This window comes from Legionella micdadei (assembly GCF_000953635.1).
Lineage (GTDB): Bacteria > Pseudomonadota > Gammaproteobacteria > Legionellales > Legionellaceae > Tatlockia > Tatlockia micdadei.
In genome coordinates, this window is sequence record NZ_LN614830.1 from 1039732 (window position 1) to 1064958 (window position 25227).

Consider the following 25227-nt stretch of genomic DNA (forward strand, 5'->3'; position numbering starts at 1 on the left):
TATCACTAGAACCTTAAGAAAATCTTAAAGAAATGTTTCAAAATGTAAATAAATCGATTGATGAACACAATTATCCCATTGATTGCGGATAAGAACCAAGCAAGGTCATCATGACGGACATTGAGGTTAATTCATTGAGGGCCGCTTGAATATGTGATTCTGATTGATGGCCTTCAAAATCGATAAAGAAAAGATAAGTCCAGTTGCGGTGGCGGTAGGGGCGTGACGCAATTGAAGTCATATTAATTTGATATTTTCCAAAAGGTGCGAGTAAATTCACCAGGCTTCCAGGTTCATGGGGTGTGGAAATAACTAGTGATGTTTTGTCGCATCCGCTAGGACCGGGAAGTTGCTTCCCTAGGATGATGAAGCGGGTTGTGTTATTCGGATAATCTTCAATGTGCTGATGAAGCTTTTGTAATTTATAGATTTCTACAGCATTATCGCCACAAATGGCAGCCGAATTTGGATTTTCTGTTGCCATTTGTGCTGCCAAACCATTACTGGCCACCTCTTGCAGTTTGACTTTGGGGTAATGAACTGACAACCAGTGCCGGCACTGCGATAAGGCTTGTTGATGCCCATAGATTATTGATAAAGGCTGGTTAGGATCAATTCGTGCAAAATGATGACGGATACGTAGGGCGATCTCACCACAGATTTGTACATCCGAATTAATCAGATTATCAAGGGTAACGTTAACCATGCCTTCCGTACTATTCTCGATAGGTACTACGCCATAATGAACATTCCCATTCTCAACCAGCTTAAAGACTTCAGTTATGGAAATTTCTGGAACCGAATTGACACTTTCACCAAAATGTTTAACGACCGCTTGTTGGGAAAAAGTGCCTTCTGGGCCTAAATAAGCAATAGATAAAGGTTCTTGCAAAGCAAGGCAAGCGCTCATAATATCACGGAAAATTTGCGCTACTTCGCGATCAGGGAGCAGGCTAGTATTCTTCGCAACAATAGAACGAAGAATTTGTGCTTCACGTTCAGGTCGATAGTAGACAGGAGTAGGTTGTAATTGTTTTATTTTGGCAACTTCAGCAGCCAAATTAGCACGTTCACTGATGAGTTCGAAGAGTTTCTTGTCGATTTGGTCGATTTTAGTTCGTATATTTTTCAAGGCGTCTTCGGTCATGATAGTTCTACTCGAATTGCACAAAAAGCAAGAGATTACGGATAGAATAGCATTGCTAGCAATAAGACGACAATGCTGTGAGTTTAGAATCCTAGACCAGTAATCTCATCATAAAATTGGTTCCCCGCTTCAACTAACATTTCTTCTGTTTTGCATGCTCTCCAAGTTGGTGTAAAAAAAAGGCTTGAACCAAAACAGCATTCCATGAGGTGTTGAAGGGGTTTAAGAAGGTGGATACGAATCCATTGAACAAAATCATAGCGAATCCCATCAGAAATATATTCCATATTTTCATTATGCATAGTAAGTTCTATGGTATGTATAAGCTTATCTTTATAGAGTCGTTGCTCATGTCGATTGAGAGCTTCCATTTGTCCGGTTGATAGTGGATTTTTATCTTTAGTACTCTCTGTATTTGTTTGCAGGAAAGTTCCATTTAGATATTTTTCATTCAACCTCTCAAAGCTAAATTGCAACGATAACAATCGACATAATCTTGAATCTATTTTGTCGAGAAGAGGAGTAAAAATCTTCTGAGAGGAAAGGAATGTGTGCCTTGTCCAGAGTTTTTCCTTCAAAATCACTAATTCAGCAATATCCTCAGGATTATTTGCGCAGGCAGTGTCGATATACTTATCTAGAATTCGGAAATATTCATTTTGGAGGACCTTCACGATTTCGAGTGATTTTAGGTAAATTTTTGAACTCTTGCGATCTTCAATGAGTGCCTCTTGCTTTAATTTCTCATAAGAGTTTAACGCATTAGTTGCATTAGTGAAGGCTAATAAGGCTGATGCACATTGCTTATTTGAAGTCGTGAATGTGCCATAGGAAACAGCTGCACACCGAATTGCATTAACCGCATCCTCCCTCTTGGCCGCTAAATTACTGGCAAGTGAGTTTGTTTCATTTAATCTTGGAAGAGGCAATTGTGCGCGTTGAATTAAAGCATCTAGGATTTTTTTGTAAGCAGGATTTAATTGTTCTCTTGGCACTTGCCCGAGCTGCTCGAAAGTTTGTGAAGTGAGTTCATTTTCCTTACGGAATGTAGCCAAGGGGGTGTTTTCTTGGGCTTTTTTAGTTCGTATTTCCTGACATTTATTTTCGAGGAGGTCCAAGGTTTTTTGGGCTTCTTTACCTGCACTTTCATCCCCTATCTCTTTTGATAAACGCAAATAGGCAGAAAAGACAGTTTTGGCATTTTGAATCACCTTACGTAATTCAAATTTGAGTTTTACAAAGGTTAGTTGATATTGATTGTCCAAATTTAAACTCGAAACCAGTATTTTTTTATAAAGGCCGGTTTCTCCTTTTAACTCTTGGTATACGTGCTCAAGTTTCATTGCAATTTCACGTTGAGTTAACGTAAGCTTTTCTACATGTTCCAAGGCAAAAGGGGGCGTAATATCGGATTTTTGGGGATTGCACTGGGTGAGTGCAGCTTCAAACTCATCCTCTATAGCACGTAACTGAGCGAGAAGCTGGTGTCCTTCTTTAACATCATCAAAATCATCGTAGGGCTCGATGAATAAATCCAATTTAGATTTTAATTCTCTTTTCAATGTTTGAAGAGTCAGGTTTATTTCAGCGATTCGTTGCTTAACTTTTTTAGTTTGGAAAAGATATTCTTTTATTCCATTGATTGGGAAATCTTCTAACTTAAATCTAAGGCTTCGTAGAGCAATGAGTTGCCGTTTTATTCCATAGGCTTCGACATTTGCATCTGAAGGGTTATCTAATAATCTGCCCAAAGCCGAAGATGCATTATTCCATAATCCATTTAAAATTTTAGGTGAATTCTCCCCAAAAGGCATATTCATGTTAGGTTTAGTGGTAGCCGTACTAAATAAATTATTCACAAAGGCGTTAATTGCATGTTGATTCAGTTCTGTAGGCACTTTTGAACTGAATAACGGGACAGTGAGATTTAAGTGTCGAAGCAGTTTTCCATGAAATTCAACAAAATGAGCATTGGCTGAAGGATTGATTGCCCGTAGCTCATTGAATAATCCCTCTAAAAATTCTTTTAGTTTATTTTTTAAGACGAGATGAGTTGGGTCCCCTGTGTTTTCAAATTGAATCATGGAGAAAATTGTCAAGAAAGAAATTAAAGCTTCACGTAACTCATTCCTTGTTCCACTTAGAGAAGCTTTATTAGTTGTTATTTCGGAAGGTAGAAGTAATTTTTTTCTCTTCGAAATAGCGGCTCTTAACCCTTCTTTCTCTTCAATTAAATCGCTTAACTTAGGTAATGCATCCTGCAACACGGCATGAAGTTTATCCTCTTGTGTGGAACTTTGTTGCCACGTTGATTCGACGAGACTAATTAGTTCATTTAATTCATTTATTATTTTATTGAGATGGATAACCCATGGTCGAATCAGGTAATCATCTTGAAACAGAAGCAAATCAGGTGGTTGTGAGGAATTGTTTTGATGTGAAGCAGCGAATTCATCAAATTTTTGTTTTAGTACATCATTAGTTTGTGACAAAGCATCATTTTTTTTACCACTACCCATGTGAACACCTTACAACAAATTTATAAAAAACAAAGAATTATTAGCAAAATTATGTGTTAATCAGTACGTAAAACCTCATTTCTTTTCTTACGTAAATAAAGTAAGAAAGCGGGAAAAATCATAATTAAAATCCCACTACCAAAAACCAAGCGAAAACGACCAGCTCCTCCGATGTCCATGCTGCTCTCAGGGGGGATAAAACCAATAAATAACGTGATTGCGCAACCGGCAAGGCCTAAAATACAAGTTAAATAATAGCCAAAGCGGCCACCGGGAATAGTAAATGGGCGCGGTAAATTGGCAAACTTGCTTTTTAACTTCCAAGCTGCAATAAACATTAACACATACATAATGATATAAAGTTCAGTACTTAAGGCCGTGAATAACCAATAAATGGCATTAATGCTTGGGAAGAGTAAGAAACCGCTACACAGCAACGTGACAAGTACTGCTTGAAGGATCAAAATTCGCGAAGCGATCCCATGTTGATTCAAACGGTAAAGCCAATGGGGTAAGAAGCCATTATCAGCAGCAAGTAATAAGCCTTTTGCAGGAGAAATAATCCAGTTGACCATGCTACCTAAGCTGCCCAATAACAACAAAATGACAATCACTGGCATGAGGGCGGTTAGATGATAAGCTTGAAAGAAATTGGTAAAAGCGCGCATTACACCGTCGACGAGGCTGATTTTTTCCTGTGGTAATACGAACGCAATGGCTAATGAACCGAGAATCATTGTTGTCAGAATAAGAGCGACTGAAAAAAGCATGGCTTTAGGAAAATTGCGCTGAGGATTATGCACATTCCGAACATGTACCGCTGCCAATTCCATGCCTAGAAACGAGGTCATGATCGCCGTAAGTGAAACCCAAGATTGACTATCTTGCCAATGAGGGATCAAGCTATGGAAATGGAGATCAATCGATATGGGATTTCCCTGTATAAGCCAAATGATTGCGAGTAAGATGATAAAACCCATGGGCAAAATCATACCAACAATTGCACAAAAGCTTGCAAAGGCGGCTGAGGCGCGTAATCCAGCTAGCCCTAGGAAAGTAAGCGACCAAAAGACAATTAAAATGACACTTATCAAATAGTATTTATTTTGAGCTAATGCTGGATTAATAAGGTAAGCTAACGTGCCGGCAATAAAAGAAAGGATGGTTGGATACCATACCATGGTATTAATCCATTGAAGCCAGATTGTAAAAAAGGCTGCTGTCTCGCCAAAAGCATGTTGTACCCAACTGTATACCCCGCCTTCTTCTTCTGACCAAGCTGAAGATAATTCTGCAGCAACCAAGGCCACTGGAATCAGAAAAATAATCGCCGAAAAAATGAAGAAAAAAATCAATGATGAACCAAAGAGCGCAGTAGCGGGTAAATTGCGGATACTGTCAATCGCTCCGGTAATGAGTAGTACTAAAGCAAAAACTGAAATTTTTTCGGAAGACCAGGCTTTCATCATCGACAGTTCCCAAGAAGCCAATTTGGCAAAAAGGTATGCATTATAAGGGAATGATTGAAGTCATGAAAAGTATTTTTTGTTAAGGGCTTGTTGACAATTGGTTTTGCAGAGCGAAATTAAGAGAAATTAGCTCAAAATGGAGCTCAGAACGAGGCGGATAGAGGATCCTAATTTAACGGGTCTAAGTTCCAATTTGAGCAATTTAGTTAAATTTACATCTGTGAAATCAAATGTCAACAGTTCCTAATATCTATTAACTAATTGCCATGTACAGTGATAATAATACGTCGCTCCGTTGCGTGATTTCGATGTTCGCACAAGTAAATTCCTTGCCATTGCCCAAGCGCCAGCTGTCCTTTAGTGATGGGTATGGTAAGGCTAACACCAAGCAAGGTATTTTTAATGTGGGCTGGCATATCATCCTCGCCCTCTAAAGTATGCTGATAAAGTTCCTCATCGTCGGGAATTGCTGAGCTAAAATAAGTTTCTAAATCTTTCGGCACATCAGCACAGGTATTTTCGCTGATGGCAAGTGATGCTGAGGTGTGTTGTAAAAATAGATGAGCCAAACCCGTTTGAATTGCAGGCATGGTCGCCAAACTTTGTTGCACAGTATGGGTGATGAGGTGAAAACCACGTGACTTTCTGGGCAAAACACAGGTGGTTTGCCAGTACATAGGTAATTTATCCATGACGATAACCATCCCGGCACGCAGGAGAGTTTGGGATGCTGCCACTTTTATCCCATTCTTCTGGTGTGTATAAATGCATACTCAAAGCATGTAACCCTTTATTTCTTTCTTCTATCAACAAATTATTGATCAACCGATGGCGAGCGATTTTCGTCAATCCAATAAATTTTTCAGTAACAATCGATAGTTTGAAATGAGTTTCTGCGCCCTCAGGAACATGATGGTTTTTCGACTCATCCACAACCTCTAAGAAGATGGGCTTCAATTCTTCGGAAATAAGCTGAGAAATACGTTCTTTTCTAGTCATAGGGCAGATCACATATTGATTCAAACTTTTTAAAGTATACCCGTTGCTAAACTTGTTGTCATATTTTAGTCTATCTGTTCAGATACCTGGTGGAAATAAGCCAAGCTAGGTTTTCTTCCGGAAAAGAATGTATAAATCGTTTACGAATGTCGATTTACTACTTCAAAGCTTCTCAGGACAAATTTTCTTCAATAGGAAGGGGTTCCTGTTTGTTTACCTATGTTCAGGAATAGTCATGCCAAAAAAAATAAAAACCGAGACGAGTATAGAAATTCACGAAGAGACGCTGGAAGTCGCAAATAAGCATTCTTGGATAGCCGATTTAAGTGTGGATGCACTACAACAGAAGCTAATTTTTACTCAATGTGTATTCAATGCGCTGCCCCTAAGCAGATTACTTTTTGAATTAAAAAATAAGTACACAAGTTTTGAATTTGTTAATTCTGCTGTTCTTGGCGATACAAACCAACAAAGTCTAGACATAACACTCGAATTTGATCGTTGTCAGATTCCTAGCGATGCAAACACATCTGATTCGATGCACTTACTGTTCGCTAAATTAGCCAACATGCTGAAGCGAGCTAAACCCAAAGAACTTATCGTCGTAGACTCTCAAGGAAAATATGACATAGGAAGTTTACCTTGGAAGGCTTTAATTGATAATCTGCTTCACACAAATTCTTCTTTTACGCTTGATATACGTGATGAAGAGGGTAGGCCTTTTCGTTTACAGCTCAACAAACATGGACAAGTTTCTCGACTGAAGGAATTGCTAATAAGCAGCAATGAAGGTGAGGAATTAACAATTCCTTTGCCGGGTAGGTCACCGCTAACTATTTCTTTTAGCAAGGGGAAATTATCCATTAAGCAAACAGATGCTTTGGAGTATTCTTCTGAAACTGAAGGAGATAAACAAGCAGGGGATGCAATCGTTAGCTCACATATCCTATTTTATTATTTAACCCAGGCAGCCAAGCTTGCTAAAGAACACGATTTCTCTTTAGAAATCAATGTATTCATTAACCATGGGGATCGATTTGTTTACAATTATGATGCCAAAACATGTGAAGGGGATTGTCAGATCGATCTAATCAGTTCTGGTTTCGAAGCAGAACTAGCGGTAGAGCAAGAGGAGTTGGTCGCATCTCGATTACCCAGATTACTTGCAAATTTGCCTGGCGTAACTCAGTTCCAACTGTTCTGCTTAAATTCTCAACTCTTAAGGCAAACAGCATTCGTTAGGGAATTGCTTAGCCCTGTATTTGCGAATTTAGAAAAGCTTGAAATAACTGGAAGTTTTGAAACTCAAGAAAGTAAAGCACTTTTTCTCCATGCCTTAAGAGAGTTTAATCACTTACGTGAACTGGTCATTTTAGGGCAATTGTTGTCTGATGAAGACATGACGGATATCGCCTATCTATTAAAAGGGAAGGATAAGCTTAAGGAGGTTACTTTAAATGGTTGCAATATCACCAATGAAGGGATGAAGCGGCTGGCTGAAGAACTTCAAAGGTTGAGTAGATGCGGTTATACGAAATACCTCAATAAGCTAAATATAGCGAATAACAACCATCATAATTCACATGGGTATAATGAAACTGCTTTGAAAGATTTTCTTAAGATACTCAAATTATGTGTTCCAAGGGAAATTGCCCATGATTTTGAAAACAATAAAAAAATAGCTGCTTTGATGAGTACTTTGGGAGAAGATGCCCAATCTTATGAGCATCCCGTTTTTGGGTGGGGTTTAAAACAACTTGTATCTAAACGGAATATATCAAGCTCTGTGGATACCCACTCAATTGCCGGAGATGAAAGCGGGTATTCGCCACGAGATTATACCGACAGTGAGGATGAGTTTTTATCCACTGTCAGTATGAGACGATTAGGTTCACAAATCAGGCATTCGCTGCCAACCCAGGAACGGGAAAAACTGGATATAAGAGAAGAAAAAAATGCCCTGGCAGGTATTTCTAATCGATTAGTACAACGGCGCCAAATAATTAAGCATAATCGATACCGTATGAGTTATTGTTTAGGAGAAAGAGCCGAGGAAGAAAGAGCAGAGCCCCCTAAACCATTCCGTCAGAATTAACGATTCACGGAAAAGTAATATTCGTTTATCTCTAAGGCCAAGTTTATGGCATACTTCCTTCCTTCCTCATCTCAGGAGATTAATATGAAACAAAAGGGATTAACACTTATTGAGTTAATGATTGTCATTGCTATCTTAGGCATTCTCATTTCGATTGCGATCCCTGCTTATCAAGATTACACCGTTAGAGCTCGTGTAGCTGAAGGTTTAAATATGGCCCAGACGGCAAAATTAGCTGTCGCTGAAGCGGCAATGACTAATCATGCTTTACCTGACTCCCAGGAGGCAACCCACTACACCAGCCCCGCGCCGACTGCAAATGTTCAATCGATTGTAATTGGTCCCAAAGGAGAAATTACTATTACTTATACTGAGCTTGCAGGTAACGGGACTTTAGTGTTAGTTCCTACTCTACAGGCAAATGGGGATTTAACGTGGGCATGTAATAAAGGAACACTAAAAAGACAATATCGGCCTGCAACATGTAGAGATTAATAGGCAAATGAGTAACTGACCCAACACCAGTGGGAAATAAAATCCAAGGGTTGGGTTACGCCTTCCTAGGTAACCCAATCCTTCCTCACAACAGGTTTAGGACGATTAATCGAAAGTAGTACGCAATGCCCCATGAATGGGATTGATGATATAACGGCGAAACCAACCCGGGCAGACGTTGCTATCCTGGCAGCTCTTCACGTAAGCTCTTGCGCTGCCTACAATAGTCACATCAGGTTTGCAATTGGTCATGATTTCCTCATTACTGCCAAAGGAATCCCCCATGGGATAGCCACTTTTGTCCGTCACTTGCGCGCCACCATGCCACGCTATGGCAATGGAACTGATGAGGAGGCTTAAAACAAACACAAAAGTACTTCCTTTCTTGTACTTGTTATGAGTATTCATGCGTATTCCCTTTTTAGCGATTCAAGAAAAAGTATACTCTTACTGGTCCAAAATACTAGATTTAGAAGCGCTTCAGCAGAGCATCCTTAGTTCTATCTGACTATTCCGTTGATCATGAATTTTCTGATACGTATAATTATGCCACTTTTATTAGAGTTGTAATATGAAGATTGCTTTTTTGGTCAGTAGTGTAGGGGATGCTAATTTAGCATTGGCTACCATCGAATCAATGGAAAAACGAAATAGTGAACACAAAGCTATCCTTGTTGCCTTAACCAAACCTGCAAAAAACGCAATCGAAAAATTTCAATCTTTATCCGTTATTGAGAAAAAAAGTCTTCCGCAAATTATTAATAGCGAGGATTTTCCTGTGGAGACGCGTTGCTCAAAGGAGCAAGTTCAGACTATTGTCGGGTTTGTACAAAAGGAGCATCAGGTTGATTATGCTTTTATAGGGGTGCCATCAGCAGATAATGAAATTCCTTTTCAAATTGCTGAGGCATTGGAAGATACCCCTGTGCTTGTTGCCTATGAATTCATGTTTAAACCTGAGCCACACTCTTTATGGAAATACTTGCCATTATTAAAGCACAAACCAAATGTTCAATGGGGTGTACCGCTTAATACGGCAATTGACGATTTTGAACTCGATGCAAAAGTGCATGTAACGGGCCATTTGAGTATTGATAGAGCTCTTCAAGATGAGCTGCCCGCATCAGCTGTTTTGGAGAAAACCAGAGAAGAATTAAAAATCGCCCCCGGTAAATCACTCGCATTTGTAAGCAGTACCACCCAGCCTGTGGAAACGAGTGATGCAGTATTTTTAAAGTGCTTATTTGACGAGTTGCCTAACCATCCAAATATTCAACTACGCCTTGGTTTACATCCTGGAATTCAAGATTTGGATAGTTATCTGCAAAAAATATTATCGATTTATAAAGCTTACCCTGAAGTAGAAAAGCAATTTAAAATTATTCTACCTGCTGCTTTCATAGCAAAACTTAAACATCCAGATTTAACAATCAATAACCCAGAGTATGAGCAGCTATTCTTAAGAGTTGAAGTGAGCGGGGATGCCGCTGCCGCTGCAGCGGAAGGGGTCATGCAAGCAGTACCCGGCGCTTTAACTAATAAAGCAGCGATGGAGGGTAAACCTGCTTTTAGTCCTTCAGGAAAACCCTACTTACCCTCAAACCGTTTTGCAGAGAACTTAGAAGGCTTTTTTGCCCTGAAAAAACAAGCCCCCCTTACACGAGAGGACTTAAAGCTTAGTGAAAAAAGTGTTGCTGAGAGGTATACTGATCTCATTTTAACCCCCTAGAGAGGGATCTAATTTCGAGGAAATAAATTAGAGTTTATGGCTAAACAAATGTGCATGCGCTGTCATATTTCTGGCAAAGTTCAAGGAGTATGGTTTAGAGCCTCCGCCAAGCAACAAGCCGATAAGCTTGGCATTAACGGATGGGCGCGTAATCTAGCTGACGGAAGGGTTGAAGTGTTTGCTTGCGGCGAGGAAGGCCAACTCGACCTTTTTTACGATTGGCTAAAACAGGGGCCTCCCCATGCTCAGGTCACAGAACATACCCGTCAGGATTTACCCTGGAAAGAATATCAAGGCTTTGATACTTTTTAGGGGCATTGCCCCGGGCTTTTGCACAGTCATTAAAAAAAGGATAATCTAATTCTGTGAGTTGATGATAGGTGATATGGGATCACCCTCATTGACCACTATCTGGGATGTTCTCGTAACTTTAAAGGATTATTACTATGCGACTTACTAATAATATCGGATTTATCCTTCTTGCAATTTTTCTAATCTTGGTTGCATTAACAACACTTGCTCCAGGCATTCCTATTCCACCGGTTGTCACCGCCATAATTGCTTTAATTTCTGCCATTTTTATTTTGATAGGCAGATAGCTTAGGGTACAAAAAATCAGTTCATAGCATTTCTTCAGAAAGCGAATCCAGCGAAAGGATTCGCTCAGACGAATTACACATTGCAGACCTTACTAGATTTTATGGGTGCAGGTTCGTCCTGATTCTGTGTTTAGGGGATTTCTTATTTGTTTCTATTCTGGCGAATTCTGGATTATAGGCAAGGATTCTTATTTCTATCGGCCGCTTCCCAACCATTTGTTTTACCCTTTGGGTCAAGCGTTTTTTTAATTTTCGTTTTCGTATTGTATAGTTCAATTTAGTGGATATCCGCTTTTGTTTTACCCTCTTCGCTGAAGCAGTAAGCAGAAAGAGGCCTTGCTGTAAATAAGCAAGTTGTATCTTTTTTAAGTTATTGCTTTTTAAGTTTGCGGTTAAAAGATTCAAATAGTTTAAAAGCTGCTGTTTCTCAAGGGCAATTTTATTTTTAAAAAAACCTAACTTGCTTAAATACATAACAACCTCCTTGTGTTTTGGGTATAAGCAATGGTCTTTAGCTGAGTATAATTAGAAGCTAGTAGACAAATTTTTGCCTGTCAAACGAAGAATTGCTCTAAGAAAGCTGTAAAATTTGTTAAATTAGTATATAATTTATCCATTTGACATTAAGAAGGAGTTTTAAAATGTTCAAAAGGCTTTCAAATTGGTATGAATCTTTAGTCTCAGATCCATCTAGCGAACCTAAGCCCACTTCTCAATACAGCTCGCAAGATGAAATGCTCAGGGCTGTTGGAAGAGATGATGAAGCGGGACTTTGTAACCCACTCACTAATATTTATGCTAAAAAACAAATTGCCGGTTCTAATCCCCGTGAAAATTTTTCTTCTGAAACCAATGTTGACGTTTACCTCAAAGCAGTTGAGGAAGAGGATCACCAACAAAAATTACGAGAGGAAGGAAAAGATGGCAAACACTCCGCTTTTGTTGATACGCAGACTCCTTATCAAGTTAAAACATTTCCAGCAGGGAAGGAAATTGAACTGGATGAAGTACTCCCCACACAAGGGCATGCAATCATTACTTATCCTGTAGAAGGTAAGGATGGAGGAGATGATTATCACCAAGTTTATTTGGGTAGAAGACTACCTTCCGGGGAAGGCAAATCTGAATGTATAAGCTTTGATTCATCAAGAAAGGGCGGTGGTGTAAAAGAAGGCTCTTGCAACGAACTTCTTAAAGAATTTCTAGAAAATGTATCCACCCGGCCTGAGCTTAATCGTCCTTCCAAAAAAGTCACAGTAGCAACGACTTCTTCCACTCTTTTTCACAGGAAAGACCGTAAAATCCAAGACGAACAAGTTGATGACAAACCTCTTTTCGAGCATAAATAATAAAATAATCAAATCCCGTTTTATAGCTTGCAATAAAACGGGATAGTCGTGGTATCTAATTACCCGCGATCACTGCATCTGGCCCCAAATTTGGGAACATATTCTTCCGAAGGTAAGCATTGATTCATAGTTGATTCAGCAATACCTTTGGCGTAATGAATGAAAAATCCTGCCAAGTTCTCATTCCGATACTGTTTATATTCGGGATCCAAATACGCTTTATAAAATGCTTTTGCATTCCTCATTTCCTGTTGATAGGAGAGAGCATGCGGCCTATTAGGCGGCAAGTAATTGGTATCATTTTCGATTGCTTGCATAAGCAATGCTTTTTTAGCTTTGGGATGTAAAGGAACTTTCGCCGCATCATGGCCATCATTTACCGCAGATACTGATACATGATGTGCAGAATCATCCAATTCTTTAAGTTTGGTATCCAATTCTTTCCTTTCAGGGCAATGATAACCTGGATATTCAGACCCCGTGTTTTTTCTACGCTTCCACTCATTATGTGCTTGGGAAAAATTCGCCCATATCGCTTTGGTAACACCAAAAAATGTCACCTGATCCCCAATACTTTTTGCTTCATCAGGAGTTTTTACTTCTTTTCGCTCTTTCATTTTGACCTCTACTACAACACAGTTATCATTTTGGGAATAGTAAGATCAAAAAATTAACAGAATATTAATTTACAAATTCTTTACACTTACTTCATTTTTTGTCAGTCATATGAGTAAGAAATGCAGAGGCTGTCTTCTAAAGGGCGTGATTTATCTTGGTATGTTTCTGGAATTTGGGCTGGATATTCATCAAATGCTTGTGATAGTCTTGGGGTGAATTATTTAGGAGAGAATTTCTTATGAAAACAAGGATATCTGCCATTATTGTTCTATTTACTCTAATCGTTTCCTCTAGTTTATTATCCGCATGCCAAAAACAGTCAGGTGATAGTTCTTCTTATATCCATAGCGGAAAAGGATACGGTGGGGCTGCTGGTGGTGCTGGTGGTCTTGGAGGTGGTGGTGCTGGCGGAAGTGGCGGTAGATAATCGTTGTTCGCAATGAGTAATTCCATGCCGTAAAGGCTGGGGTTTGTAAGGGACAAACCAGCGATGAATGTTCAATTTTACACACTTTGACGAATGCTAGTTTGGGACAATGAGCCAAAACTTGGGATCTTAATTTAAGGTCTATGTTTTGGCTCGACTTAAACTGCTCTTAGAATCAAATTCAAACAATTAGACAATTAAGTTTTAAATCCGATAAAAAGAGCTGCGAGCTATTGCCTATGAACTGGTTTTATCTGTCCATAAATTTATGTAGAATCAGCAAAATAATAAAGAGGAAAATAGGTTAATATGGAATCTCGATGTCATTATAGAATAGGCAAGTCGATTTTATATTTATGCATACTGTTATCAAATTTATATTTAACAGGATGTATTGACCTTGCTGCGACACAAAGCCTCTCCAAAGATAAAAACTATGTTTTCAAAAGTAAAGCCCGCGTTTTCGTTATGCGTGGTGGCTTAGGCGGTATTTTTAGTACCGGAATGAATCAATTGCAAAGCACCTTGGAAAGAAAATACAGAATAAGAACAGAAAGTACGGTTTGGTACAAAGTTGATCAATTAAGCAAATACATCATCAAAAATTATGGGACTAAGGAATTACCAGGACCGATTATTCTGGCAGGACATTCTTTGGGGGCAAACGAACAAATTAAAGTGGCTAAAAATCTTGCCAAGGCAAACATTCCAGTAGACCTACTCATTACCATTGATGCTGTTTCACCTCTGGAAGTGCCTCCGAATGTTAAGCATGTACTCAATATATACAAGCCATCTTTCGTACCGATGTTTAGTGGATTGCGAGTAAAGGCTATGGATCCTAAGCGTACAACAATTGAAAATCTTAATGTATCAACGCTTAAAACCGTTGCGGTGAACCATTTTACTATTGATAAAAATGAAGAGATACAGAATTTAATGGTCAATCGTTCATTGGCTGCTATAAGCAATGCAAATAGTAAAACTGCTTCATAATGTGAATGCAGTGATGAATAATAAAAATAAGATGTAAATCTAGCCTAGGCTTTTGTAAAAGTGTATTTATTATGAAAAATCCCCCTAATAATTCTCCAAGAATTTGCGTTATTGGTGCTGGACCTTGCGGTATAACTACTGCAAAAAATTTATTACAACAGGGTTTAACTAATTTCACCGTATTTGAAAAAAATCACCGTTTGGGAGGAAATTGGGTTTTTGACGAAAGCAATGATCACTCGAGTGTCTACGAAACAACTCATATCATTAGTTCAAAACGGCTCTCGCAATACGAAGATTACCCAATGCCGTTTGAGTATCCTGACTACCCGTCACATACTCAAATTCTGAGTTATTTTGAAGATTATGCGCAGCATTTTGGTGTTAATGAGTATATTCAATTCAATACTTGTGTCGAAAAAATCGTCCCTCTGTCGGAAAGGGAATGGATGGTTACTTATAAGAACGAACAAGGCACATATGAAGAAGTTTTTAATTACGTTCTAGTCGCAAACGGCCATCACTGGGATCCTATAGTTCCGCAATTTTGTGGAGAATTCCTAGGCGAAATACTCCATTCCCACCAATATAAACGAGCTGCACCGTTTAAAAATAAAAGAGTGCTTGTCGTAGGAGGGGGTAATTCAGCTTGTGATATTGCCGTGGAGATCTCACGCCATTCGCCGAAAACTTGCATCAGTTTACGCCGCGGCCAGCATATTTTTCCTAAATTCATTTTTGGTAAACCTACTGATATCATGTTCTCTTTTGTGAATTGGATGCCTTATTGGCCGAAGCAATTATTAGCTGCTGCCATAATCCGTATTATTCAAGGGCGGTATCCAAAGTATCATTTAGAAAAACCTAAATGCAAACCACAAGAAATTCATCCAACCATTAATTCCGAACTGCTTTATTACATACGACACGGTAAGATTTTACCGCGTCGAGCCATTGATCGATTGGATGGTAATACAGTTCATTTTGTTGATGGTCGGCAAGATGAATTTGATGTCATTATTTTAGCGACAGGCTACCAGATAAGTTTTCCATTTTTTGATAAACAACTCATCGATTTTAGTACCTTAGTTCATGTTCCTCTTTATCGAAAAATGATGCACGCTGATTTTAAAAATCTCTATTTTATTGGTTTGTTTCAACCGCAGGGTTGCATTTGGCCTCTTGCTGATTTTCAAGCCAAAATTGCAGCTAGAATTATTGCCGGCAGCTTAGATCGCCCAAAAAATTTACCTATAAAAATAAAAAGGGAGATAAAAAAATCGCGTTCTAGGTTTAAAGCAAACATAAGACACGCGATTGAAGTGGATTATCCCTCTTTCCGTCGGCAACTCTTGCGCGACTTGAAAAAAGCGAAACCCCAATCACAACAAGGTGTTGAACATTCAAGTTGCTATTCACCTAGTCAACGAAGCGAGCAAGCGCAACCTTCCACTGAATCGAGCGAATACTGCTAGCTCTGCCTAGGGTCAGTAGACAGTTGGTTTACTGTTGTAAATGAAGATGGCCTGCTCAAATTACATTTAATTTGCCTTGTTTTTCAACTTTCGAAACCAATTGCCAGCAGACCCTAGAGCAAAAATCAAAAAACTATGCCCTTAACACCGATTTGCTCTCAATATCCTGAGATGTCCGGGGCAGAATATTGTTAAATTACTCTCTTCTTCTTCTAATTGAAAAAATAAAATCAATATGTACAATAGTTGGTTTTTTTGAGATTTATAGGAAACTTAGATGGCCCCCGGAACGATACATTATTGGCAAGGACTGATAGGCGATGAGGAGAAGTTAGAGGAATACAAGCCAATTATAGAGAAGTTGGTAAGAGGGGAATATAAATCGCTAGGATTAGAATGGATAGTAAAGCCGTATGTTTACAGTGTTAGGGCGAGTCAAGGGAATCGTTTACTGTTTGCGAATGCGGAAGTAAAAGGCCATCCGTATATTTTGTTTTTGAAAGACATAGGACATCAATATCACCGGAGTCCATTTGTGGTGATTCCTGGATATTGCGAACGCTATTTGGAGAAATATCGCCATTATTTAGAGGAGGTGTTGGAGCAATCAGGGCAAGAGGAAGGTTTGGTTTCTAATTTGCAGGGTAATAAAGAAGGGACGGGGATAAAATGGGTAGGCCTTGAGTATTACAATCAGAATTTCATTGAGTTAAACAGTAAACAAGAGGAAGCGTTAAAGGCGAAATTACCGTTGTTAGTGAGTGGCCCTCCTGGTTCAGGGAAGTCGTGTGTGTCGTTATTTTTAATGAATCCGTTGCTGAATGGTTTGCCGTTAGAGGGGAATAATGGTGTTTTGTATGTGACGCAATCATCGCGCTTAGTTGAGCAGATGCAGAGGGGTAGTGCGGAAGGATTACCGGCTGAAGCGGAGGGCCGGGTTGGGTATCAATCGTATGAGTCGTTGGCGAGAGTGCTTCATGGAGAAGAGTTAGCGGGTAAAACACTAGTTGATAAGGAGGAGTTTGCAGAGTGGTTTAGGCACTATGTTTCGAAGAAGCAGGAAGAATTAAAAGCGCGAGAGTCCACCCAAGGTTGGCGAAAAGGGAAATTGGAGGAATTAAAGGAGAAGGGCAGCCAAGTCTATCAAGAGTTTCGGATTTTATCGGGATATGATGAAGCGGGGTACCTGTCCTTAGGAGGGAAGCAAAGTATATTTCATGATTCAGAAGAGAAGGGATGGATTTACGCGGCGTATGAAGCGTATCAAATATTTCTTAAATCGGAGAAGAAAGTTGACCTTGCTTTTTTCCCGTTTGTTGTGAAAGGTCGTTATGAGATGGTGGTGGTTGATGAATCGCAAGATTTGTCCTATTTGCAGCTTCGCAATTTGCTGGAATTAGCGAAGGCTGGTCAAGTATGCCTTTGTATTGATACCCGTCAAAGTTTAAATGATTCTAAATCGAAGCGCCCTTATATAGTTGAGACGTTGCGAAAGATGGGCTATGAGGTGAGTCACATTGAGTTGCCATTCTCGCATCGTTGCCCGGAGGTTGTGGTTCCATTTTTGAATAATGCGGTGGGTATCCGCAATGTTTTAACGGGTGGTAGCGATGATAAGTTGGGGCAATCGAAAATCACAGGTTGTTCTGGGAAAAAGAAAGCGGGCAGTATCCGATGGGTTGAAGGGCCTGATGAAGAGACCCTGAAGTTTTTGCATGAGTTAGCTAAGACGACGCAGTTTGCGGTGGTAACGCAAGCGGAATATGTGGAGGAAGCGCGCAAGCTGTATAAAACGGAAATGGTATTTACCGTTGAGCAGATTAAAGGGTTGGAGTTTCGGACGGTTGTTGCGCACAAAATACTTGAGCCGACAGAGCTTCTTCGTGAAGCAGATGATATTCTTGAAGAGTATTTGAAAGTAAACCCGGATGTGCTTTTGGATAAATCGAAGGCGGCCCACCGGGCGAAGAAAGGGCAGGGTGATGAGCGCTTTGGCCCTCCGATGAACCAGTTTTTCACGGCATGTTCGCGTGCAACCGAGCATTTAATCATCAACCAGAAAAGGCATCATGCGTTACGGCATTTATATCAATTGCTGGGAGTGGGGTTGCCCAATAAAGAAGAAGCTCAAGAAGTAACGTTTGCAGTATCGACAAAAACGGAGGAGGAGTTGCGTCGAGAGTGGTTATCCAAAGCCATTGATTTTGTGAAGCAAGGTTTGCCGCAAGCGAGAGAGATTTATATTCATAAATTGGGGCATAAACCGGAAGAATTTGAGGCATTTAGAAAAGAGCATGAGATTAAACTGGCATCGGTGGTAAATCCTGTGGCTGATAAACCCGGGCTTAAAAACACGCAAGCGGCTGAACAATCGCCCGCACAAGAAGACAAACGGTCGAAAAAAAGCAAGAAAAAGAAGAAGCGTACAAAAAAGTTAGTGCAGGCAATAGCGATACCCCAAGCGGTCCGCCGAGCTCCCGTTCTACCCCAAATAACTTCTTCTTCAAGTACAGCGGTAAGTTTGCGCCAAGCGGGTAATTCAGCTTTTAACCTCGTTGGCGGTTCAACATTTTTTTCTTCTAAACCACAGAGAACACCTGAGGAATATGTTCAAGGCCTTTTTAACAGTTTGACAGAGAGCAATTTAAAATTATTCTTTGCCTGCGATGAAGACAAGCTTTTTAGGTATTTATTTACCGTTCCGATGCCAGATGGGGAGTGTCTTTTCAGGCATATTCTGCTGGATAGCAATAAAATGAATGTTTTTGTTAGTTTTTTAGATTCTAATCCTGAGAATTATTATAAATTCAGTGGAGAGCGTTTTTCTAAGCCTATTCCAGGACATCCTGATAACCTAACACCTCTTGAATTGTTGGTAACGACGGGAAGTGTGACCGGCGGTACTGTATTTCTCACGAAGCATGTTTTCCCTCATAACCCTTTTTTCTATCTAAAGCTGTCGGTTAAACAGCTTTTGTGCCCACCTGATCGCGATTGGGAAAGGATATTTAACGCGGGCAATTTTTTCCTTCGATTAATGGCAACGAAAGAAAAATGTGAATTACTGAAATTAATCATGGAGACCGATTTATATGAAGAACTTTGCAAACCGGATGCGATAAATGGAAATAATTGGTTTCAATGGTGTGCGGAAAAAGAACTTTTTAAGTTTGTAAAATTAATTATGAAAAATCCCCTATTCGATGTAGAAATTCTTAAAAAGGAGAATAAAGCAGGGAGAACATTAGAGTCTGATTTAGAAAGTATGCCCAAATTAAAGGAGATGATGAAGACTAAGGCAGAAGTAAACAAGGGTATGTCTAAATCGGAGCGCTTAAAAAAACATTTTATGAATTATATGAGCGATGATCTTCTAAGTAATTTGCTCTCACTTGATCTTGCTGCAATGTGTAAGAAATTATTTACATCGCTTAATTTTGATCCAGATAAAGACGAGTATTTTTTAACTACTTTCCTTGAAGATAAAGAAAGGGCTGCGCGACTTGAAGCACTTATCTCTAAGCAACAACGATGGAATAAGTTTCATGGGGAAATGTTCTCACAAAAAATTCCAGGAAAAAGTATAACGCCTTTTGAAGTGTTGTTTAATTCACAAGATGGTCAGTGCTTTTTAGAGAAAATTCTATTGAACGAGTCGTTATTTAAATACCAATTAGAACCATCCTTGATTTGCCCGCCGTATCAAAATTGGAGTGAGCATAGAGAGAAGAATAGTCCTTTATACCGGCTTTGTACTTCTACATTTGGTAATTCTGTTTTTGGAAATGAAATTCTTAATGAGTTTTGTAGAAAGGCACATCTACTTAATCAATTAACAAAAAAAGATAATGAGGGCAATACCTGGTTTCATTGGGCACTAGAAAATAGCCTTGATGTGGATAAAATTATTCCAGTTTTCTTGCAGGCAAGACAGTTTGTTCCTGGTATTGATAATGTGAGAAATAATAAGGGTTATACAATACTTGAATTGGCACAAATAAAAATACCCGAGATAGTCTTTCGATTACAGGGATGTAAGGAAAACAACAGTGGCGATTCAAAGGTGATAGAGCTAAGCAATTTATCATCAGTTCGCCCTTGTTAACAGGGCAACAGAGTTGTCATCCCTGAAGTTGTCATGTTAATTCGAACAGTTGTAAACGAAGTTGTAATGTAAAATAAAAGTCTTTTCTAGACAGTAAAGATAGGCCACAATTGTCTAATTTAAACGTGCTGAAAAGCGAAGTATTTTCAGGATGAATCAGTGACACGATTTTTATTTTCCATTCCTTTATTTTTAAGCGCCTTGCTGCTTTTTGTTATCCAACCGATAGTTGCAAAATTATTACTTCCTGTGTACGGGGGCACCCCTGCTGTCTGGACAATATGCGTGTTGTTTTTTCAAACCATGCTTTTGCTTGCTTATGGTTACGCTTGGGTGCTGAGCCGAATTGCCAATAATTGGGTATGGCGCTTAGTGCACGTTTCGCTGGTTTTGCTGAGTCTAACTGCTCTTCCATTAACGGTATCCCCCACTTTTAACTTAACCTCACCTGATTTGGCGATTTTGTGCCATTTAATTACTCATTTAGGTTTGCCGATTCTAGTCATCGGTGCTTCTGCACCTTTATTACAATTTGCATACAGCCAGACAAAGGCGAAATACGCAAGTGATCCTTATTTTTTTTATGTCGCATCGAATGTAGGAAGCTTGTTTGCTTTATTGGCCTATCCTTGGATAATTGAGCGCTATATTGGCTTAAAGCTGCAGTTCCATTATTGGAATTTGAGTTTTGTTATTTATATGATTGTCTTATTGGCTGCACTGTTTATCCCAAAACAGCAATCATTAACCCCTGAGCGTAAAAAAAATAAGGCAACTTGGTCGATTCGCTTACGCTGGATTAGCTATAGCTTTATCCCTTGCAGTTTAATGTTAGGTGTATCTTTTTACATCTCCACTGATATTGCCGCAACCCCTTTATTTTGGGTCATTCCTCTTCTTGTTTATTTACTCTCTTTTATCATTACTTTTGCGAAAAATCCCCTCATTCCTCACGCATGGGTTACCCGAAATACCTTATTTTTTATTATTTTTCCTGTCATTGGATTTATTGTAGGGGCCAACTTATTAACGGCTTGGGCGCTTATCCTATTTCATTTAGCAAGCTTGTTTATGCTTGCGCTTTTATGTCATGGTGAATTAGTACGAATGAGGCCAACAACTAATCAACTCACCAGTTTTTATTTTTGTATTGCCTTAGGAGGCAGTTTAGCTGGTTTGTTTAATGGGGTAATAGCACCACGTCTTTTCGATGGTGCTTATGAATACCCTTTGGTTTTTGCCCTTGCTATGCTTTGTTTTTCTTTACCCCGATCATCTGTTTATACCTCAATTATTCTCTTTGTTTTATTGTTAATTAATTGTTTTTTGCCTGAACATTGCTGGATGAAAACACATCATATCCTGGCGATTTTAGCACTGGGTATCCTCGTGATTTGGCCTAAAAATAAAATCAATCTTTTTATGGGAATGGCGATTTTATTTGTTTTTCTGTTTAGCCCTTGGTTTAAATCAATAGAAACATTAACACAGCAGCGCAATTTTTATGGTGTAAAACAAGTGCTTTCCCTAAGTAATGCGCACGTATTGGTAAGCCAGAATACCTTGCATGGTTTTCAACTGAATGGATATAGTCAGCAAGAAAATGCTGCAATGGCTTATTATGGTTCTGTATTGCCCGTGGTTCGCCGTCTTCAGGGGATATTCCCTAAGCTTGATGCGACGATAATCGGGTTAGGTACTGGAATGATGGCCTGTCAGTTTCGCAATCGCGATAGGCTCAAAATCATTGATATTGATAAACAGGTTATTCGCATTGCAAGCAATAATCATTATTTTACTTACCTACATGATTGCCCACCGGTAATATCGCTCCATGAAGGAGACGGACGAAAAATTTTAGAACATAATCAAGACAGGCGTGCGCATCTTTTAGTGATTGACGCCTTTTCTTCTGACGCAATCCCCACTCATCTATTAACACTGGAAGCCTTTAAATTATATCAACAAACCATTGAGGAGAATGGGGGCATCTTAATTAATATCAGTAATCGTCATTTGCATTTGCTTCCTGTTGTTATTGCTGCAGGCCGTGAACTGCAATTGGTTGTATTGCATAAAAAACAAGAGGGAAATGAGACTGAAGGAAAGTTGACAGCCGAATGGGCACTGCTTACAGCAAATCAACCCTTAGCCCTCGAATTAATGCGGATGGAAGGCTGGCGATTTGCTGCAGGAAACGATAGCCGATTATGGACAGACGATTACTCCAATATTGTACCTTTGATAAGGTGGGGATAGTGGGGATCAACGGCCAACCCGTTTTGCTTTATTCCACAGTTCAATCATCAATTCCGTAGGTTGCCCCTTCAGCGTAGTTAATCCTTGCTCTTTTGCAATTGCTTGAAGAGAACACATCCGTGCCGTAAATTTCGTGACGATTTGGGCTAAGGTAAGGTCGGGATCGAATCCTGCAAAGAGGCATAATGAAATAGCGGTGTGCAACAAGTCACCTATTTCTTCTTGAATACGGTATTTCGGTTCGTTACCGGCAATCGCTTCTTTAATTTCTTCGCATTCCGAAATTGCTTGCTCAATAATCATCTCGTGATTAGGCCAGTCGAAACCGTAATCCCGTGCTTCCCTTTCGATAACAATGAGCTCTTGCAAAGGACTATTGAGTTGTTTAAACAGATAAACCATATTCCATTGGTAGTCAGTGGGTTTTAAATTAAAAAGGGGGGAAAACCCATGTTTTTGATAGAATTGGTACGTTTTTAAATAATTCTCATCCTTCTCGCCGGGTGATAAAGTTTCCACGGTCATTGTTTTTGCTTGTGCTTTGACAGCGTAAGCCGAGGCTTCTTGCAGTAACAATCGACCAATTCCTTGGTGTTGATATTCACGCATCACCCCCATCCAATAAATGTTACTATTAGAAGGGTAGGGAAAATTGAGGCTTAAAAGGCCAATGTAAACCCCATCAAGTTGAGCTGCAAAATTGATGTTTGTACGTACCCCTGAAGTATAAGACGCATTTGCTTCAGGTATGCCAAAGTACTCGGGTAAATTCGCAATGATTTTGCAGCATAGTTGCTCTGCTTTCTCTGGTGAAATCAAATCTATTTGGTAGCCCATAGAGTGAATTTATCTCGTAAAGTAAAGTGGATTTTCAACGCAAGGTGCTTGATTATAGATTATTATTGACGAAGTATCGAACTTCAAAGAAATGTATAAAAATTACAGTTAAACTAAAAATAGATCATGTTGGTAGAAGATTGAAGATCACTGTCTTCGTCTTCATCGTATTCCGTAATTTCTATTGTTGAAGTTCCAAGAGAAAAATTAGACAACGTTTCTTTAGGTAAAATAGAAGACACCTTAAAAAAATTAACCTTTTTTTGGCACAGATTAGACAGATATTCTCCGATATAGATTAAGAGGCTAGAAATGACTGCAAGAAAATCATAAAAAACCGTTTTAATTCGCACATTGCTCTGGATAGCCTGTTTATGCTCAGAGCATACAAATTCTAGTTTCCGTTTGAAATGTTCATAGTGAGCGGATTGGGCAGTCTGGGGTAATTCAAAATGCTCATCAACTAAAGTTTTCAACTTAATATAAGCGCTTTCTAACTCCTTGGCATAAGGGTTATTTTCGGCTTTCACTTGTTGAATAGTTTGTTGAATTATATCTAATTTATCTCTGGTTATTTGTTCAGGGTCAAGTAAATTTTTTTTCAGATATTCATAGTAAGTGAGGGTTAGAGGATGAAAAGCTAGTCTTTCTTGTACTGAGTCCGACAAACTTAACTCTCGGTTAAAGTTATCCAATAGTTTGCCGAGATCCGGGTGAATCCGAATGCCTTTCACTGCCGGTTTTACTCGAGTATCCACATGAAGCATAAATTTATCTGGCTCAGAACCATATAGAGTGGAGGCTTCTTCATAAATTGCATAAGCGGCAGCTGCTAATTTTGTTTTATTTGCGGGATTTTCTGGATCACGCAAAAAATTGATTAATGATTCTCTGAATTGCTGAGTCAATCGGTACATTAGGTCAATCAAAATTAACTAGGAGTTGTAAAATATACCAAGAAAATATTAAGTTAAGCTTAACTAAAGGAAATAAAAAATAGGTTTTTATTGTCCAGAATGTTGATTTTATCATCACGCTTAGATCTAATCAAATCTAGGTTAGGTCTAAACGACCTTACCATTATGCTATTGAAATTAATGATTTAGATGCTTTTGAAGTATTTTATGAAAATCCGACAATGTCATGAGGAACATAAGGTGATTCAAGTAACCGTATTTCTTCTTTTGTTAATCTTATCCCTAATGCGTCTACTGCATCTTCGAGATGGTGAGGTTTTGTTGCACCAATGATTGGTGTGCTTACCACCGGATTTTTGAAGAGCCAAGCAAGGGCGACTTGGGAGGGGGCGATGTCTCTTTGTTGGGCAATGCGGTTGACTTGCTTAATGATTAAATTATCCGCTTCTTGAGTTTTATCATAAAGTTTTTTGCCAACGTAATCGGTTACAAAACGCGCAGTTTCCTGACTCTCAAGCGGTCGAGCTAATCTTCCCCGGGCAAGAGGGCTCCAAGGCATTACCGCGATTTTTTCAACTTTGCAAAACGGGAGCATTTCGCGCTCTTCTTCACGATAAATCAGGTTGTAGTGCGGTTGCATGGAAATAAATCGATGCCAATGATGCTTCTCGGCTAAATAGAGGCACTTGGCGAATTGCCAGGCGAACATGGACGAAGCGCCAAGGTAGCGGACTTTTCCTGCCTTCACAATTTCATCAAGTGTTTCTAAGGTTTCTTCGATGGGTGTTTTATAATCCCAGCGATGAATTTGATATAAATCGATGTAGTCTGTGCCTAATCGGGTCAAACTTTGGTCGATTTCATGAAGAATGGACTTTCTTGAAAGACCACCGCTATTGGGATCCTCTTTATTCATGGGAAAAAAAACTTTTGTCGCAATAACCACTTCGGTTCGTTTCGCAAAATCTTTCAATGCTTTCCCAAGAACTCGCTCACTAGCTCCAAAGGAATACATATTCGCGGTATCAAAAAAATTAATCCCTAGCTCAAGTGCTTGTTTAATAAAAGGACGTGAATCTTTTTCGTTGAGAACCCAGGAATAATGGCCGCTGGTTGGATCACCATAACTCATGCATCCTAAGCAAAGTCTGGAGACTTTAAGATCAGACTGACCTAATGTGATGTATTCCAT

At 39.3% G+C, this 25227-nt stretch carries 22 protein-coding genes; 11 read left to right on the top strand and 11 right to left on the bottom strand.

What is annotated here, in order from left to right; all coding sequences use genetic code 11:
• Window positions 1-70: 70 nt before the first annotated feature.
• The 5 genes from pheA to LMI_RS04750 form a co-directional block, all read right to left on the bottom strand.
• Window positions 71-1147, bottom strand: coding sequence for a prephenate dehydratase (gene pheA, locus LMI_RS04730; protein ID WP_045098771.1), 1077 nt, complete (start codon window positions 1145-1147; stop codon window positions 71-73).
• Window positions 1148-1230: 83 nt separating this feature from the next.
• Window positions 1231-3666 carry a hypothetical protein gene (locus LMI_RS04735; RefSeq protein ID WP_045098772.1) on the bottom strand — a complete coding sequence of 812 codons (2436 nt, stop codon included), beginning with the start codon at window positions 3664-3666 and terminating at the stop codon, window positions 1231-1233.
• A gap of 56 nt (window positions 3667-3722) precedes the next feature.
• A complete protein-coding gene (locus tag LMI_RS04740) occupies window positions 3723-5132 on the bottom strand; it encodes an amino acid permease (protein WP_045100566.1) in 1410 nt (469 codons plus the stop codon).
• Between the two features lie 260 nt (window positions 5133-5392).
• A complete protein-coding gene (locus LMI_RS04745) occupies window positions 5393-5827 on the bottom strand; it encodes a secondary thiamine-phosphate synthase enzyme YjbQ (RefSeq protein WP_216637042.1) in 435 nt (144 codons plus the stop codon).
• Window positions 5820-6134, bottom strand: coding sequence for a BolA family protein (locus LMI_RS04750; protein WP_045098773.1), 315 nt, complete (start codon window positions 6132-6134; stop codon window positions 5820-5822). Before LMI_RS04750 ends, LMI_RS04745 begins: the two co-directional genes overlap by 8 nt.
• 235 nt (window positions 6135-6369) lie before the next feature.
• Here LMI_RS04750 and LMI_RS04755 point away from each other — a divergent pair, with 235 nt between their 5' ends.
• Together LMI_RS04755 and LMI_RS04760 are read left to right on the top strand one after the other, a co-directional pair.
• Window positions 6370-8229, top strand: a complete 1860-nt coding sequence (locus LMI_RS04755; protein WP_045098774.1) for a leucine-rich repeat domain-containing protein — start codon at window positions 6370-6372, stop codon at window positions 8227-8229.
• Between the two features lie 84 nt (window positions 8230-8313).
• The gene (locus LMI_RS04760; RefSeq protein ID WP_045098775.1) at window positions 8314-8724 is read left to right on the top strand and encodes a pilin; all 411 of its coding nucleotides are present in this window, start codon (window positions 8314-8316) and stop codon (window positions 8722-8724) included.
• Between the two features lie 105 nt (window positions 8725-8829).
• On the opposite strand, the gene LMI_RS04765 is transcribed toward LMI_RS04760, so the two are convergent.
• On the bottom strand, window positions 8830-9132 hold the full coding sequence (locus LMI_RS04765) for a hypothetical protein (protein WP_045098776.1): 303 nt from the start codon (window positions 9130-9132) through the stop codon (window positions 8830-8832).
• A 163-nt stretch (window positions 9133-9295) separates the two neighbouring features.
• On the opposite strand from LMI_RS04765, the gene LMI_RS04770 reads away from it, so the two are divergent.
• The 3 genes from LMI_RS04770 (at window position 9296) to LMI_RS15465 (ending at window position 11052) form a co-directional block, all read left to right on the top strand.
• Entirely contained in the window at window positions 9296-10453 is a 1158-nt protein-coding gene (locus tag LMI_RS04770) for a hypothetical protein (protein WP_045098777.1), read from the top strand.
• 36 nt (window positions 10454-10489) lie between these two features.
• Entirely contained in the window at window positions 10490-10765 is a 276-nt protein-coding gene (locus LMI_RS04775; protein WP_045098778.1) for an acylphosphatase, read from the top strand.
• A 134-nt stretch (window positions 10766-10899) separates the two neighbouring features.
• Window positions 10900-11052 carry a hypothetical protein gene (locus tag LMI_RS15465; RefSeq protein ID WP_164493052.1) on the top strand — a complete coding sequence of 51 codons (153 nt, stop codon included), beginning with the start codon at window positions 10900-10902 and terminating at the stop codon, window positions 11050-11052.
• Window positions 11053-11151: 99 nt separating this feature from the next.
• Here LMI_RS15465 and LMI_RS04780 read toward each other — a convergent pair whose 3' ends face one another.
• Window positions 11152-11526 carry a hypothetical protein gene (locus tag LMI_RS04780; protein WP_045098779.1) on the bottom strand — a complete coding sequence of 125 codons (375 nt, stop codon included), beginning with the start codon at window positions 11524-11526 and terminating at the stop codon, window positions 11152-11154.
• A gap of 167 nt (window positions 11527-11693) precedes the next feature.
• Here LMI_RS04780 and LMI_RS04785 point away from each other — a divergent pair, with 167 nt between their 5' ends.
• The gene (locus LMI_RS04785; protein ID WP_045098780.1) at window positions 11694-12401 is read left to right on the top strand and encodes a hypothetical protein; all 708 of its coding nucleotides are present in this window, start codon (window positions 11694-11696) and stop codon (window positions 12399-12401) included.
• Between the two features lie 59 nt (window positions 12402-12460).
• On the opposite strand, the gene LMI_RS04790 is transcribed toward LMI_RS04785, so the two are convergent.
• Complete coding sequence (locus LMI_RS04790) at window positions 12461-13018, bottom strand: hypothetical protein (protein WP_045098781.1); 558 nt, start codon at window positions 13016-13018, stop codon at window positions 12461-12463.
• A 239-nt stretch (window positions 13019-13257) separates the two neighbouring features.
• On the opposite strand from LMI_RS04790, the gene LMI_RS15300 reads away from it, so the two are divergent.
• From LMI_RS15300 to LMI_RS04815, 5 genes are all read left to right on the top strand, one after another.
• On the top strand, window positions 13258-13446 hold the full coding sequence (locus LMI_RS15300; protein ID WP_045098782.1) for a hypothetical protein: 189 nt from the start codon (window positions 13258-13260) through the stop codon (window positions 13444-13446).
• 309 nt (window positions 13447-13755) lie between these two features.
• Window positions 13756-14442 (top strand): hypothetical protein, encoded by a 687-nt coding sequence (locus LMI_RS04800; protein WP_045098783.1) that lies wholly within the window; start codon window positions 13756-13758, stop codon window positions 14440-14442.
• A gap of 71 nt (window positions 14443-14513) precedes the next feature.
• The gene (locus tag LMI_RS04805; RefSeq protein ID WP_064102976.1) at window positions 14514-15917 is read left to right on the top strand and encodes a flavin-containing monooxygenase; all 1404 of its coding nucleotides are present in this window, start codon (window positions 14514-14516) and stop codon (window positions 15915-15917) included.
• Between the two features lie 277 nt (window positions 15918-16194).
• Window positions 16195-20022: a DEAD/DEAH box helicase family protein gene (locus LMI_RS04810; protein ID WP_045098784.1), complete on the top strand. Its 3828-nt coding sequence runs from the start codon at window positions 16195-16197 to the stop codon at window positions 20020-20022.
• A gap of 159 nt (window positions 20023-20181) precedes the next feature.
• Window positions 20182-22281: a spermidine synthase gene (locus LMI_RS04815; protein WP_045098785.1), complete on the top strand. Its 2100-nt coding sequence runs from the start codon at window positions 20182-20184 to the stop codon at window positions 22279-22281.
• 6 nt (window positions 22282-22287) lie between these two features.
• Here the strand turns inward: LMI_RS04815 and LMI_RS15080 are convergent, their stop codons facing one another.
• The 3 genes from LMI_RS15080 to LMI_RS04835 all read right to left on the bottom strand — a co-directional run bounded on the left by LMI_RS15080 (window position 22288) and on the right by LMI_RS04835 (window position 25227).
• Complete coding sequence (locus LMI_RS15080; protein ID WP_082050704.1) at window positions 22288-23118, bottom strand: GNAT family N-acetyltransferase; 831 nt, start codon at window positions 23116-23118, stop codon at window positions 22288-22290.
• Window positions 23119-23231: 113 nt separating this feature from the next.
• Complete coding sequence (locus LMI_RS14830; RefSeq protein ID WP_052679452.1) at window positions 23232-24035, bottom strand: hypothetical protein; 804 nt, start codon at window positions 24033-24035, stop codon at window positions 23232-23234.
• A 205-nt stretch (window positions 24036-24240) separates the two neighbouring features.
• The gene (locus LMI_RS04835) at window positions 24241-25227 is read right to left on the bottom strand and encodes an aldo/keto reductase (protein ID WP_045098786.1); all 987 of its coding nucleotides are present in this window, start codon (window positions 25225-25227) and stop codon (window positions 24241-24243) included.